Origin of the sequence: Paraburkholderia fungorum (assembly GCF_046026025.1) — a bacterium.
Lineage (GTDB): Bacteria > Pseudomonadota > Gammaproteobacteria > Burkholderiales > Burkholderiaceae > Paraburkholderia > Paraburkholderia fungorum_E.
The window spans coordinates 109,695-123,962 of record NZ_JAQQFL010000029.1 but is presented as its reverse complement, the minus strand read 5'-3'; the positions used below and the strand labels follow the sequence as shown (position 1 = coordinate 123,962).

Sequence of the window (14,268 nt, the reverse complement as noted above, 5' to 3'; positions counted from 1 at the left end):
GGCCGGCAACCAGGCCGACAAGCATCCGATTGCGTTGTGGATCTGGTCTCCATCCGGGATGGGTGGTGGGAGACCAGATACCTGCGTTCTTCCGCTATTCCACCTGGCATGCGTTAGAGGCTACAACAACCGGTCGATGTCAGTCGCATTGAACTGAGCGATGATCGCTTCCGAATCATTGACGCCAAATCCGATCGCTACGGTTCCATCGTGAACCGCCAGCCCACAGCAGAATTCAACGCCATACTCTTTCCAGTAGAACGGTTCGGAAAGCACGACATTCCAGCTTCGGTCGAAATAGACAAACCGATGCTTATAAAGATGCCTTTTCCCTCGGCTGCGCTCGTGTACGACGCACAGCCAGCCGTCCTTCCATTCAACTAGCTGAGATGATCCCAGCAGGCCTTTCGGCACTTTCAATGGCTTCCGAAGCGACACGGTTGCGCCATGTTCGTTGATCTCGACAATGGTCAACGGGTTCATCGTATGTACCGCGAAGAGTTTTCCGTCGGACACGAAAGGCATCCAGTTCTTCTCACGACTCGAGCCAAATGGCGACTCGATCAGGTAACTCTCCACAACACGTTCTCCAGCTATTTTCTGAAGTGCCATTGTGTTCATGTCGCCCGAGTTGCTGCGCGCGCTACCCAGGCACCACAACCCCTCCTTCCAGAAAAAGGTTCGAAGGTCTTCGAATCCATCGCCTGATTTGCCTGCCACGCTCCTGAAATCAGAGTCTTCCAGAGCGCTCATGCTCAGAGCACCCAGGCTGGTGGATAAACTGCCAATATAGTTGATGGTGTCGTAGTCCTGACCATGCAGCTTCACGCCGCCACTTTCCATCAGTTCGTAGTTGACCGATCTGACAACGACAACATAGCGATTTCCGTCGAAGCACAATGATGGATTGCAGGGACGATACTCGCCTGGAATCTTCACTGAAACAAACTGTGGGCTTAGTGTATGGAACAGTCGTTCTTCCTGAGGGCGCTCGGTGACGTATCGATACAGAATCGTCTTAAGTCGTCCGGGAACCAGTTGTGAAGCGAGCATTGGGGTTCTTCTCCTGCGCATAGTCTTGCTGAGTCTGAAATGGAGAACTACAACGCCTTTCAGATATGACGGCCACCGAGCGATGTCCGCTTCGCGTTCGCTAGACGACCGGGTTCCCAACCGCGTTCCGGTGGCCCTCAACGATTTCGAAAAACTGCTCGTAGCGCCGGCGACAGGCATTCCAGCCGAATTCGTCGATAGCCAGATTGCCTGAACTGCGGACAATCGCCGGCCATAAGTCACTCACCGAACGAACAATCTTTGGGAGTTCGGAGATGTCGTCGAACAGGATGACGTTATCGAACTTCCTGGCAGCCCATACCATGAATGGCGTGGCGCGCGAGATCAGCAACGGCACGCGTCCGATGGCTTCGAAGAACGCCCCGCTCACCAGCATTGAATCGGCCGCGTGCGGCAGGATCAGCACGTCGCTATCGGCAATGCTCTGCGCAAACTCCGCGTCGGACAGGAATCTGGCGTCGAGGTGCACGACGTTTTGCAGCGATCGTCTGCCGATGATTTCGTTCAGGGCCGCGAGGTAGGCTTGCGTGCCATGCCCGGCAATCTGCAGCCTGCACTCGCGCGGCCAGACATCGAGCAACGCGTCTATCTGTTTGTATGGACGGATCACGCCAAGTAACGAAAACAGGGGCGTCGCGCCATCTTTCTTAGGCGTGGTGGGCGCTTGTCCAGGCGCGTCCCAATAGAGTGGATGCGGCAGATATTGCGCGTTGTACTGCGTCTGGAAATCCGGCGCGTGAACCACACGGAAGTCCGCGAGGCGCCGCACGAGCGCAATGATCCGCATCGACAAACGCCTGTTGAAGCCAACCGTATCGTGGACCGCGTGATCGTGTATGAAATAGACGGCTTTCGCTCGCGCGATCAGCATGAGCGAACAGTAGAACGCAAAGAGCAGGGACCCCGTCAGGCTCAACCGGGCAGTGCCCTTGTCGCGTTTGAATGGCCGGTACTCGAGCCAATGAAAAACGAGAATATTCTCCGGTTTGAACAATTGGAGGAATCCGCCATTCAGTAGTCCCTTGACGGAAAGCGGTACGACGTCGTAACCGATCGATCGATAGAGATCTTTCTGAATCTGTATGTAGCGATTCGTGGGGTTGGTGAAAGGGCACATCATCACCTGGGGCCGCGGTTTTTCTGCCGCATCGCCGCCGGTCGAGCGGGGCGCATTCTCGCTAGCTTGCGTCATCTGTACTTCTCCGGTCGGGGTTGAGGGCGCACAGACATTGAGTGAAACACGTGCGAAGCCTGGGAAACACCCGCTCAACTCAACAATTTTCCCCACTCGTAGTCGATGCTGTCAGGCGTAAAAGGCAGCACGCCAGCACCTGGCGTGAAGGTAAGTTCGCCGAAGAACACCTGGTTATCCGGCGCATATAAATCGACGCGGACGTAGTCGAAGTCTTCACACAGCGTGGCTGCGATGTCCAACACGGATTTGAGATTCCCGGGGCGTGGAGCGGGTGCGGCGCTCCGCTTGTAGTAGCCGATAGCAACATTGAGATGGCGCCAATCGATGTCGTACACATCGCCATGCGTCGCGTTCCCAAACCGGTCGGATATCACGAGTATGTAGATGACGGGACGTCCCGGCCGGCCGCCAAAACAATGCAATTTGTAGTCGGCGGGTATCTGACCCGATTGGTCGAGAAGGAGTTGCTCGAAGAAGATGCGCGGCTTGATCGCGCGGTAATGGCGCTCGCGCGCGATGTAGTAGAAATCGGTGGACAACCATTGCTCGGCGAGAACTTGCAGTTTCTCGAAAGAGGTCTCGGACTTGTTTCTGACGATCTCGACGAAGGTGCTGCCGTGGTTCGCCTTCATGACGAAAGAACCTGGCAGCGCATCGAATACCTCGCGTGTCAGCTCATCCGGCGCCGAAATCAGTGGTATGAGGTGCTTCTTCCCTATCTTGCCGGCAATGTATTCCCGTACCGCCAGTTTGTCGGTCAGGCTAATGTAGCGCGGATCCGGTCTGAGGCTTCGCTGCAGGATCTTTTCGTTGAACGTGGCCGGGCGGAGAAGATTCGGATAGCGGCCAATGCGCTTGTGATGCAGCATACTCAGGAACAGGGAATCCGGCAGCATGCACTTTGCCGCCTCCTTGAACCGGCGAGCTGCGGAAACCGACTGCTGCGTTGGCCGATACCGATCTTCCTGTGCGAAGGTCAAGCGTTCGGCCGCGACGGTGTTAGAGGGTGGTGCTTCTTTTTGTCCCGGCGTGGATGTGGCGGCGTCCCGGTCGAACTCTGCGGACTTGGTGGTCGTCATGTTCCGATCCCTGGTTGATGGCGTCGCGAGGCCGTGGCCGGCAACTCGGCGCGCTTATCGCGCGATCTCGGTCGCGCTATTCCAGGCTTCCTCGAGTGTCGAGGATTGCTCCTCGGATTCGATCTGCTGCTGGGCGCGGAACTGCGTGGGCGACACGCCGTAGCGTTCCTTGAACAACCGGCCGAGCCGATTGCCGTCGCCCATTCCGCACCGTCTCGCGATTTTGTCGACAGCCAGATCCGTATTTCTCAGCATCGCGCGGACAACTTCAAAGCGCGTGCGAAGCAGGTATTCGAGCGGGGTCATACCGAACTCGAATTTGAAGCGACGCTGGAAATTGCGCTTGCTCATGGCGGCGAATTCGGCGGCTTTGGCTACCGAGATGGCCTCGCTGTAGTTTTCCTTGATCCAGCGTGCCGACTCGCGGATCTTCTCGATGGTTGTGACGATGCTCGCCTCGTCGAGCTCCGGCGTGTTTGGTTCGATGTAATCCGGTTGTAGTGCGCGGGCGATCTTTCGCACGGTGTCCGAATTCAGGTCGCGCTCGATCTGCGCAAGTGCCAGACCGGTGGGCGCCACGCTGCCGCTGGTGCTTGCACCACCGCCGCCGTCGTCAAAGAAAAAGACCGGCACGGTCGACTGCAACGGGTTCCTGCAAACGACGGCCAGACTTGCGCCTTGCTGAATACCACGGGATGCAACCGATCCGTGGCGTGAGATCCACGAAAGAAAGCGGCCGTTGGACTCCGCGGCACCCGTGGTGTCACGGCAAGCGACAAAGAAGGCATGGAAATCGGCGAGACTGTATCGCTCGAGACTTTGCGTCCAGATCAGAATGCTGGATGAGCTCGTCACCAGGCCGCCTTCGTCGGACAGCACCGAGAGCCGATAGGGAGGCTCATCCCCTCCCGCTTTCTCGAACTCGTTGGCTAGCCGGAAAGCATCTCCCACGGCGCCGGTGGTCAACATGGAGCAGTCCTGGAAAATCAGGAGACCGATGTGTTTCACCGATTTCATTTCATTCCGACACTCATTGACGCAAGACGTTAGAAAACTCCTGGAAGTCATCACGCTAATTTCTCCAAACACGCAATCGCGATACGTAAAGAGATTAACCCATCGAAATTTTCAGAACGGACTTGGCCGATATTCCAGGTGTTTTGGCGTAATTGTCATGATCGGGGAAATTCTTACCTTGAAATTTTCATAAAAAGTGTTTGAATAGTATTCCCGGCCAGAAACTTTTTCCGTGCCTGACGATCAGGCCTGTACCCCACGGATCGTCAGTTGGATGCCGCTCTGGCCCATGTAGAAAGGTATTCAGCCGATCATGCAATTTCAAACAGTCGTTTTCGCCGTTTGAACTGTCACTAAACTTCCGTTACAGCGTCGCACTGAAAGTGTGCATTCTGTTACAGCACTTACAGATAGCAACAACGCTTTCTGAAATCATCGCGTTCGTAATGCGCTCCACTTAATCGGCCATTAACACCCGAATTTATGCCGTCGGTGATATGACGCATTCTTTTTCGCCTATGCTTCACTGCAACATGAATAGAGAAATCCGCTTGAGAGGTTGTGGCGCATTTCGATTCCGCCTGTTGAATAATTTTCTTGAAGATGCCGTCCTGCCGCTGTAGCAAGGGCAGACATATCAATCACCGCTTTCCAGGACCGCCGAACATCCTGTGTGACCAGCAGGCGCGATGTCGAAGCAGGTGCACGCTTCGCGTGATGCTGTACTTGCAGGGTTCCAGCGGTATCGCGTTCGTCGTTTCGCGACGTCTATGACAGTGGGTGTCTGGGACGCCACGAGCGCATACAAAAGATTGATCTTGCAAGTCGGGATCGGGAGCAGGTACGCCCGTCCGCGGCAAGGCTTTCTCACTCGATGTCCGTGTGGCAGGATGCCGGGCTCTGGCGACACCAGGTAGCTCGACCTAGTCATATCCGCCTGTTGGATAGGCGGCGTGACGGCCTCTTCGTAATGCACGCCGAAATCTGTTGTTGTGTTGCCGGCTTTTCCTGGCAATTAATGTAGTAGTACGAATACACAAGGGCTCCGGCTCTTCCACCCAACCTGTCCCCGCACGTAACTTCGCGTTGCTGCCGAGCGTGCCTCATTCACGTTCGGCGGCGGGTCCAGATCACGAACTGGTGGTGCGGCAGAGCGTAACGAGTCGTTACTCTGCCCACCGAACATGGAAGGATCAAACCGGTGGATTACTACCCTGAAAATTCGTTTTCTCACACCCCCAGCACTGAGCGTGGTCAGCTCAGCGCTGGGGCAATGCTTACGCTGATGCGCGATCACATCTGGGAGATCGTGGGTACGGCGGTCATCGTGCTGGGTCTGGCGGTGGCTTATCTGCTCATTGCGACACCGATCTACTCCGCGGACGTTCTGTTGCGTGTTGATCCGCCAGAGCCTAATGCGCTCGGACTCGCCTTGCAGAATCAGGAGAGCCTTCCCGCGCCTTCGCCGTCGCCGGTAACTGAAATGGCCGTGATACGCAGCCGCGCGGTGCTCGATCCGGTCATCAGGAAATTCCGCTTTGACGTGTCGGTGACGCCGCACAAGCTTCCTTTGTTGGGGGACATCGCGGACAAGTTTGCCACGCCAGGGGAACCGTCGGCACCCTGGCTCGGCTTGAAGTCGTTTGCGTGGGGCGGAGAGCGCGTTCAGATCGGTTCGCTGGATGTGCCGCAGGATCTCGAGGAAGAGAAACTGACACTGATTGCTCTCGAAAACGGCGCCTACGAGTTGCGTGGTCCGTCGGATCAACTCCTTGCAAAGGGCGCGGTGGGCGCCACTGTCAAGAGTAACGGCGTTTCCCTGCTCGTAAAGCAGTTGGACGCGCGGCCGGGCACGAAATTCGAGGTTGTTCGCTGGAATGAGATCGACGCAATCAAGCGGTTTGGAGACCTGGTGAAGGTCGGCGACAAGGTGAAGGAATCGGGTCTCATCCAGATAGAGTACGCGGACAAGAGTCGGGATAAAGCCACTGAAGTCGCCAACGCGCTGGGGGATCAGTACCTTGCTTACGCAATTGCCGCCCGGCAGGCCAATGACACGACCACGCTGGCGTTCATCAATGGTGAGCTGCCCCGTTTGCTGGCGGACCTCAGAACGGCCGAGGATGCGTTGAAACGCTTCCGTGGGGCGTCGCAGTCCATGCAGCCGACGAGCGAAGCACAAGCCTATCTGCAGGGCGGTCTGGACATCGACAAGCAGATCGCGAGCCTGCAAATACAGCGTACGCAACTTCTCGAACGCTACACGGCGGATAGCCGTTGGGTGCAGACAGCCGACCGGCAGATTGCGCAGTTGCAGGATGCGAAGGCGCAATTCGATGGCCATTTCAATGGCATGCCCGCATCCGAACGTCAGAGCGTCGATCTTCTTCGCGCACAGAGAGTGGCGGAAACGATCTACCTCGGCATGGTCCAGAAAGCCGAGCAATTGCAGGTGCGGCGCGCGAGCACGACAGGCGGCGCGCACATTCTCGACGCCGCGGTCCGGCCTCACCATCCTGTCAAGCCGCAGCCCGAAGTCGTGCTTGCCGGTGGCGTGATACTCGGGCTCCTGTCCGGGGTCGTGCTGGTCTTCATGCGCCGCCACGTGATGACCGGCGTGACCGATCCGAGATACGTGGAAAGCCGCATGAGTGTGCCGGTTTTCGGCGAGATTTTGTTCAGTCAACAGCAGTTGCTGCTCGACCGACTCGGCGTGGGTCACAAAGCATTGCCGGGCGTGGGAGGGCGGTCCAGTCAGCCGCTTCAGCGAAATGCCGCCGATCTTCAGTTTGCCGGCGCCGCCGCAGTGGGAGTAGCGGCCTCCCGGGTCGACGAGAACACCAGGATTCTTGCCGCGCGGTTTCCGAACGACATGTCGGTCGAGGCGCTTCGTGCCGTGCGTACGTCGGTGGCGCGCGACCTTGCGCACGCGCGCAATAACCTTCTGATGGTTATCGGACCGACGCCTTCCGCGGGCAAGAGCTTTGTTGCGGCGAACCTCGCTATCCTGCACGGGGAAGTCGGCTCGCGCGTTCTTCTGATAGACGCCGATATGCGGCGGGGTCATCTCGCTTCGCTGTTCGGCGGAAACAACCGCGGCGGTCTTTCGGAGGTGCTCTCGGGGCAACTCGCGTTGCGTAGTGCCTTGCGTGCAACAGGCATCGACGGTTTGACGTTCCTGTCGTGCGGCGCACGGCCAGAGAACCCCGCGGCGTTGCTGATGAAACCCCAGTTTAAAGAGCTATTGGCGCGACTCACCGGTCAGTACGACATGGTAATCGTCGACACGCCGCCTTTCCTCGCGGTCACGGACGCTTCCATCATCGCGAGTGAGGCGGGCTCGGCCTTGCTGGTGTTGCGCTCGGGGATGCAGAGCGAGCAGGAGATTGCGGACACGGTCAAGAAGATGGCGCGTGCCGAAGGCCGCATTGCCGGTGCCGTCTTCAACGGTATTCCGCTACTGCGGAGCACACGGAATTACGACTACGTGACGAACTATGGCAGCGATTTCGGCGATCTCGAAGCAACGCATTGATGGTCCGGCCGCAGGAAACTTGCGGCCTGGTGTTTCGTGGCGCCGTCAAACGGAGAAGCCAATGGTCTTTGCAATTAACGGAAAGTTCACCTCGCAGGCCGTCACCGGTGTTCAACGCGTGGCGTATGAACTCACGCGAGCGATGCAGATGACTGCGACGCCTGGGGATGAACTGGAAGTTTTCGTGCCTCAGAACGTTGTCGAACCGGGCACGCATCTCAAACGGAAACGGTGCTTCCCGTGGCTGCGCGGTACGCTTTGGGAGCAGATCACGCTGCCGATCGCGGCGAGAGGAAGAAGGCTGCTCAATCTGTGCAATACCAATCCGCTTTTCAAGCGCGGGCAAGTCGTGATGGTTCACGACATGGCTATCTACGATGTGCCGCAAGGATTTTCCCGGAAATTCCGGCTCTGGTACCGCGTTTGCTTCGCCATGCTGCGGCGAATGGAGCCCGTACTTCTGACGGTCTCGACTTATTCGAAGACGCGGATCTGCCATCACCTGAAGGTGGATGAATCACGCGTCACGGTTATCACGCCTGGTGCGGATCATCTGGACCGGGTCACATCGGATCCGGCAGTTTTGAGTCGTCTGAAACTTGAAAGAGACGCGTATTGCGTCATCGTCGGCAGCCTTGATCCGAGAAAGAATCTGCAACGTGTTCTGGACGCGATCGACAGGCTCGAACATCTGCAAGACGTGAAGTTCGTCATTGTTGGTGGGCGCAATCAACGTATCTTCAGCAGCCAGGAAATGGAGTCGCGGACGCGTTCGAGTCAGATCGTGTGGGCAGGATTCGTGTCGGATGGTGAGTTGAAATCGTTGTATGAGAACGCCGCCTGCCTCGTTTTTCCCTCCCTGTACGAAGGATTTGGACTGCCGCCGCTCGAAGCGATGTACTGCGGTTGTCCGGTGATCGCTTCTTCGAGAACCTCCATCCCCGAAGCGTGTGGAGATGCCGCGATGTACTGCGACGCGACGTCGGCGGACGATATCGCGGCGAAGATCGTCCAGATGATGGCCGATGCCGAACTGCGGCAACGTTACCGAACCATGGGCGTGGCTCATGCACGTGAGTTTCGCTGGGAACTCTCGGCGCGAAAGGTGCTGCAGGTTCTGCACGGCCATACCGGCGATCAGTTGTCGGAACTGGCGCCCAGTGCGTCGGCGGGCTAGCCCATGTCTGTGACCAGGCGAATCAACCGGGTCACAAGCCTCGCCGGCAGACGGCGGGCGTTGCGCCTGCTCGCTGCGCTCGCCGCAGCGGGGAGCCCGCTCGCGCGTGGCAAGACCGCGGCGTCGTTCACGGCCGAGTCGCGGCTTCCGGGCGAGCGGGGTCGCAGGATGACGGAGTTGATCGGTTCGAATGGCTGGGCAGGTGCGGCCAGCGACGTTCAGATGTGGCGCGCAATGGGCATCAGTTGGGGGCGCGACTCGGTGGGCCCGGGTCAGCGCGATGGGCCACAAGACGTCATGCGGATCGACAAGACCAGTTCTGCGTTCGATAGCGACCTGCCGCCGGCGTTGATCGCGAATGATCGCAATGGGATCGGCTCGCTCCTGCAACTCGGTTATACGCCCACGTGGAATGCGAGCGTGCCAGGGGACGGCAACTCGGCGCCAGTGGACGTGGAGGTGTGGGAGCGATATGTGGAAGCCGTGGTTCGTACCTATTCCGCACCGCCTTATAACCTGCGCTATTTCCAGATCTGGAATGAGGCGGCGGGCAGGCTGTCGGGCGGACTTGCTCAAGCGACCTTCTGGCATGGCGCGGATGCCGCCGGGAACGTGAAGAGCGCAAAACCGTATGAGCGTGCCATGCAGGATTACGTCGAGCGGATTCATATTCCGGCGGCGCGCATCATCCGCCGGTATCACGCGTACGTTGTTTATGGCGGATGGCCGGACCAGGGCGGTCTCGACAACTTCAGAACATGGCTTGAGTACCGGAGCCCCGTGTTGAAGGAGCGGATGCTGGATTGGGTCGACTACATCGATACACATTATCTTCCTGTCGCCGATCTGGATTCCCTGTATCAGCAGTACGTCAGGAACGGGCCCGCGCGAGGTATCTGGCAAACGGAAATCGGTGACGCGTACATGAAGGACCCGCACTATTTACCGCGCTATTTCTTCGATTTCGCCGTATGGGCGCTGGACAGAAACTGGGACCATGCGAACAAGTATCTGTCCATGATTTACCACTGGGATGGTTATGAACCGTTCCGTCTGACGCATCGCGGTCCACCCAGACGGACATACAACGTGTCTGGTCGAAGCCTGGTCATCCTGAACAAGGCGGCGAACGGATCGTTGGCAAGTTTTTCAAAGCCGTTGCAGTTCGATCCGGGGGTTTCTGGAAGTGCGTTGCTGTCCGGCCATGATGTCGTGATGCAGGTCAGCGGAGCGCCGGGTTGGCAAAGCGTCGCCGTGGGGGAGCTCAGGCCGTCTTCTTCACGCAATGCCCAGGTGGAGTTCATCGACGCGCTGAGTGGCACGGCGAGTGCTCGCGACGATGTTGCGCTGGCGTGGAGCGACCAGACCCTGAAGATCCGCTTCAAGGTGCCGGATCGGGTCAATGGGGCCGACAACAAGCCGCCCAGGCACCTTGCTTATGTCGTTGTTCGCGGAGTCGCGTAAGTGAACGGGATCAATCAAGACGATGCTCAACGCGTGCGAATTTAAGTACTTGCAGCAAGCGTCGGTCGTTTTACGGTCGCCGGATTCCGGCTGATCGAACCTCTGGATAGCGTCGACATACCATGAACCACGTCACTGTCGTGATCTGCAACTACAACTACGAGAACTATCTGGCCACTGCGATCGAATCGGCGCTCGGGCAGAACTATCCGGCGACGCAGGTCATGGTCGTCGACGATGGCTCGACGGACGGGTCGCGCGTAATCATTGAGAAGTTCGGGACGCGTATCTCATCGATATTCAAGGAAAACGGTGGCCAGGTGTCCGCTTACAACCAGGCGATCGAGGTGCTGGAGACGGACTATGTGATTTTTCTCGATTCCGACGACGTGCTGTATCCCGGCGCGGTCTCCGAAGTGATGCGGCTCTTTGCGTCCGGCGATTGGGCAAAGGTGCAGTATCGCCTTGACGTCATGGACGGCACGGGGGCGTCGACGGGAGCCTATGTGCCCCACGTCGAACCTCCCGCTGAGTGCGGAAAGTTGTTGCTGGATGGCTGGTTGTATCCGTCGCCGCCGGCGTCAGGCAATGCATACAGAGTGAGCGCGCTCAGGTGCATTTTTCCGGTTCCGGAGGCCGGTATCAACCGCTACGGCGCGGACTTCTATGCGATCTACGGCGTGGCGCTCGTCGGCCGTGTGGCCGCAGTGCGAAAGTCGCTGGGGGGCTATCGCGTGCACAACGCGGGTGGTGAGACGGTGTCATTCGCGAACTCGGAGCAGCTCAACAAGGCGCCGGAAGCCGTCAACCTGAGATGGGAAATCTTGCGCAACATCGCAAGGACGCGGCTCCAGGTGGAGCTCGCGCCAATGTTTCACGACTTCGCACTCGAGAAAACCCGCTTCTGCTCAAGCGTCTATCGGGCGACGCTGCAAAACCGGTGGCGTTGGATGACGCGGGACTCTGGCCACTATTTGCACACCATCGTCGCGAATCCGTTCTGGAGTCTCAAGAAGAAACTCGGCACGCTTCTACTGTCGAGTCTGTGTCTCGTTCCTTACTCGCCACTTTCTGATTTCGTGGCGCGGTATATCGCCAACCCGCTTGCCCGCCGTCGCGTGGTTGGGCGTTGAAGTCCCGAAACGCGCGCACGGAGAACGGCATGGATAGACGAAAGAGCGTTCGGATTATCGGGTTTGTCTACGGCGGCTATTTGATGAGGTACGTGTACCTCATCATCGTAGTGCCGTTCTACGGCAGGATGCTCGGCGTAGCCGGCTACGGCCGGGTACTGGCGTCGATGTCGCTGATGAACGTGATATGGATGCTCGTCAATTACGGGTTTAGCCCGGTCGGCATGCGCGACGTGTCGAAAGCGCAATCGAATCAGGAATGCAACGACATCTTCTCGTTGCATGTGAGCGCGCGCATCGTACACGGCATGGTGGGAGGAAGCATCGGCCTGATTGCCACGATGTGTTCGCCGATCTTGTCCGAGCGTCCTCTGATCGGTGTGCTGGCTACCTTGCTGGGGATCGTATCCGGCATGAATCTCGGTTGGCTGTTTCAGGGACGTCACCAGTTTCGAACCCCCATCATCATCGAGGTGTTCGGTTTTCTACTAAGCCTTGTGCTGGTTTTGAGCTTCGTAAAAGGACCCAATGACGCGGTATGGGTGCTTGCGAGTCTTCTGATCGCCGGTGTGGCGTCCTCGATCGTTTCCTACGGTCTCACGATCTATCAACTGGGCTGGCCGCGTCTCAGGTTGGCAGGCATCGTTCCGCTCGTGCGAAATTCGACGATGCTGTTCCTTTACTCGTCCGGCTCGGTCGTATTCACGGCATCCTCCACTTACCTGTTGACGTTGTTGTCCACACCCGATCAGGTTGGCTATTTCGGCGCGGCGGAACGCTTCGCGACGATCGCGCTCGCGCTAATGGGGCCGGCGGCGCAGGTATTCATTCCGACCATCACGCGGCAGCTCGCGCAGGGCGATATGCAAGGGGCGCACGAGACGACCCGGCGCGGCGCAACGCTGCTGATGGGATACGGATTGCTGATTTTCTGTGGCGCGTTAGCGCTGTCGCCCTTCGTGCTGCCTTTGATTCTTGGCGCCTCCTTTGAACCCAGTTCTCACGTCCTGCAGATCTTTGCGTGGATGTTCCCGTTCGCGGCCTTTAACGAGTTCGTGGCGGGCTACGTATTCGTGCCGCGAAGGAAGGATCGTTTGCTTGCCATCGTGGGCATTGCGTCCGGTCTGATCAATCTGGTGGCGGCGCTGATTCTTGCGCCGAGGTATGGCGCCGTTGGAATCGCCTTCGCCCGGGTGATCGGCGAGGCGATGCTATCGGTCATATTGATGGTTGTTGTGATTCGCCTCGAACTGGTTGGCCTCGTACCGGGAGGCCAGCGGGCGCTGGGAATGGTTCGGGTTGCGTGCGGTTTCCGGCCGCAGACAGGTGCCGCAAAGGATGAATGAAGCCGGGGGCAGAAAAAGGAAAGATGTCGGACGTATTCTCACGGGAGGTTGAAGTGAAAGTCGCTATTGTTCACGATTGGTTGGTGGTGTCGGGCGGTGCGGAAAAAGTGCTGAAGAACATCATCGAATGTTTCCCGAAAGCGGATATCTTTTCGGTTGTCGATTTTCTGGAAGACCGCGATTGCGTGAAAGGGAAATCCGTCAAGACGTCCTTCATTCAGAGGATGCCTATGGCGCGCAAACGTTATCGTGCATACCTGCCATTGATGCCGATCGCGATCGAACAGGTCGACCTGTCCGGCTACGATCTCGTCATTTCCAGTTCGCACGCGGTGGCGAAGGGTGTGCTTACCGGACCGAACCAGGTGCACGTCAGTTACATACATTCACCCATTCGCTATGCCTGGGATCTACAGCATCAATACCTCAACGAGTCTCATCTGAGCACTGGTATCAAGTCGATCCTGGCGCGCGTCCTGCTGCACTACATTCGTGGCTGGGATTCGCGCTCGGCGAACGGTGTGGATCATCTTCTGGCGAATTCGCAGTTCATCGCGCGGCGAATCAGGAAAACCTACCAGCGCGAAGCAACTGTCATTTACCCGCCGGTCGACCTGGCAAACATGACGATCTGCACGCAGAAGGACAACTTCTACGTGACGGCCTCACGTATGGTGCCGTACAAACGTATCGATCTGATCGTGCGGGCCTTCTCGCAGACGCCTGAACGCCGCCTCGTGGTGATTGGCGACGGCCCCGAGATGAAGAAGATCAAGGCGGTGGCCGGCCAGAACGTGACGATCCTGGGTCACCAGCCGTTCGATACGCTTGTCGATCATTTGCGGCGCGCACGTGCGTTTGTGTTTGCCGCGGAAGAAGACTTCGGCATTTCGGTGGTGGAAGCCCAGGCATGCGGAACGCCGGTCATCGCATTCGGCCGGGGTGGCGCGCTCGAGTCTGTCATCGGTCTGCCGCTTGAACGGCCCACTGGCGTGTTCTTTGGCGAACAGACGCCGGAGTCGTTGCTGGCGGCAGTAAGCCGGTTTGAGCGCAATGCGGGTCTGTTCGATCCCCGGGCTTGTCGTAGAAACGCGGAGCGTTTTTCTTCGGAGAACTTCAAGGCGGCGTTGACGAGCTTTATCGACTCCCGACTCCCCTATGGAGGCCTCGAACACTTTCTGCCTTATCCGGTCACGAGCCAGCAACTGCCCGTCGACCAGCGTCAGCACGCTGACGTCGTGTCGTGAG

At 58.1% G+C, this 14,268-nt stretch carries 10 protein-coding genes; 6 read left to right on the top strand and 4 right to left on the bottom strand.

Annotation, left to right across the window (positions count from 1 at the left end):
• Window positions 1–120 precede the first annotated feature (120 nt).
• The 4 genes from PQR67_RS27540 to PQR67_RS27525 form a co-directional block, all read right to left on the bottom strand.
• A complete protein-coding gene (locus PQR67_RS27540; RefSeq protein WP_408465997.1) occupies window positions 121–1,053 on the bottom strand; it encodes a hypothetical protein in 933 nt (310 codons plus the stop codon).
• A 100-nt stretch (window positions 1,054–1,153) separates the two neighbouring features.
• Window positions 1,154–2,266, bottom strand: coding sequence for a glycosyltransferase family protein (locus tag PQR67_RS27535; RefSeq protein ID WP_408465996.1), 1,113 nt, complete (start codon window positions 2,264–2,266; stop codon window positions 1,154–1,156).
• Between the two features lie 74 nt (window positions 2,267–2,340).
• Complete coding sequence (locus PQR67_RS27530; protein ID WP_408465995.1) at window positions 2,341–3,348, bottom strand: ATP-grasp fold amidoligase family protein; 1,008 nt, start codon at window positions 3,346–3,348, stop codon at window positions 2,341–2,343.
• A gap of 54 nt (window positions 3,349–3,402) precedes the next feature.
• A complete protein-coding gene (locus PQR67_RS27525; protein WP_408465994.1) occupies window positions 3,403–4,317 on the bottom strand; it encodes a helix-turn-helix domain-containing protein in 915 nt (304 codons plus the stop codon).
• A gap of 1,321 nt (window positions 4,318–5,638) precedes the next feature.
• Here PQR67_RS27525 and PQR67_RS27520 point away from each other — a divergent pair.
• The 6 genes from PQR67_RS27520 (at window position 5,639) to PQR67_RS27495 (ending at window position 14,267) form a co-directional block, all read left to right on the top strand.
• The gene (locus PQR67_RS27520; protein WP_408465993.1) at window positions 5,639–7,900 is read left to right on the top strand and encodes a polysaccharide biosynthesis tyrosine autokinase; all 2,262 of its coding nucleotides are present in this window, start codon (window positions 5,639–5,641) and stop codon (window positions 7,898–7,900) included.
• Between the two features lie 61 nt (window positions 7,901–7,961).
• Entirely contained in the window at window positions 7,962–9,077 is a 1,116-nt protein-coding gene (locus PQR67_RS27515) for a glycosyltransferase family 4 protein (RefSeq protein ID WP_408465992.1), read from the top strand.
• 3 nt (window positions 9,078–9,080) lie between these two features.
• Complete coding sequence (locus PQR67_RS27510; protein WP_408465991.1) at window positions 9,081–10,541, top strand: hypothetical protein; 1,461 nt, start codon at window positions 9,081–9,083, stop codon at window positions 10,539–10,541.
• Between the two features lie 122 nt (window positions 10,542–10,663).
• Window positions 10,664–11,674 (top strand): glycosyltransferase family 2 protein, encoded by a 1,011-nt coding sequence (locus PQR67_RS27505; protein ID WP_408465990.1) that lies wholly within the window; start codon window positions 10,664–10,666, stop codon window positions 11,672–11,674.
• 29 nt (window positions 11,675–11,703) lie between these two features.
• Window positions 11,704–13,020 (top strand): lipopolysaccharide biosynthesis protein, encoded by a 1,317-nt coding sequence (locus PQR67_RS27500; RefSeq protein WP_408465989.1) that lies wholly within the window; start codon window positions 11,704–11,706, stop codon window positions 13,018–13,020.
• 53 nt (window positions 13,021–13,073) lie between these two features.
• A complete protein-coding gene (locus PQR67_RS27495; RefSeq protein WP_408465988.1) occupies window positions 13,074–14,267 on the top strand; it encodes a glycosyltransferase family 4 protein in 1,194 nt (397 codons plus the stop codon).
• Window position 14,268: the final 1 nt, after the last annotated feature.

Excerpts from the sequence above, each read along its gene's own strand:
- PQR67_RS27540 (WP_408465997.1), bottom strand. The coding sequence starts at position 1,053 with ATGCTCGCTTCACAACTGGTTCCCGGACGACTTAAGACGATTCTGTAT.
- PQR67_RS27535 (WP_408465996.1), bottom strand. The coding sequence starts at position 2,266 with ATGACGCAAGCTAGCGAGAATGCGCCCCGCTCGACCGGCGGCGATGCG.
- PQR67_RS27530 (WP_408465995.1), bottom strand. The coding sequence starts at position 3,348 with ATGACGACCACCAAGTCCGCAGAGTTCGACCGGGACGCCGCCACATCC.
- PQR67_RS27525 (WP_408465994.1), bottom strand. The coding sequence starts at position 4,317 with ATGTTGACCACCGGCGCCGTGGGAGATGCTTTCCGGCTAGCCAACGAG.
- PQR67_RS27520 (WP_408465993.1), top strand. The coding sequence starts at position 5,639 with ATGCTTACGCTGATGCGCGATCACATCTGGGAGATCGTGGGTACGGCG.
- PQR67_RS27515 (WP_408465992.1), top strand. The coding sequence starts at position 7,962 with ATGGTCTTTGCAATTAACGGAAAGTTCACCTCGCAGGCCGTCACCGGT.
- PQR67_RS27510 (WP_408465991.1), top strand. The coding sequence starts at position 9,081 with ATGTCTGTGACCAGGCGAATCAACCGGGTCACAAGCCTCGCCGGCAGA.
- PQR67_RS27505 (WP_408465990.1), top strand. The coding sequence starts at position 10,664 with ATGAACCACGTCACTGTCGTGATCTGCAACTACAACTACGAGAACTAT.
- PQR67_RS27500 (WP_408465989.1), top strand. The coding sequence starts at position 11,704 with ATGGATAGACGAAAGAGCGTTCGGATTATCGGGTTTGTCTACGGCGGC.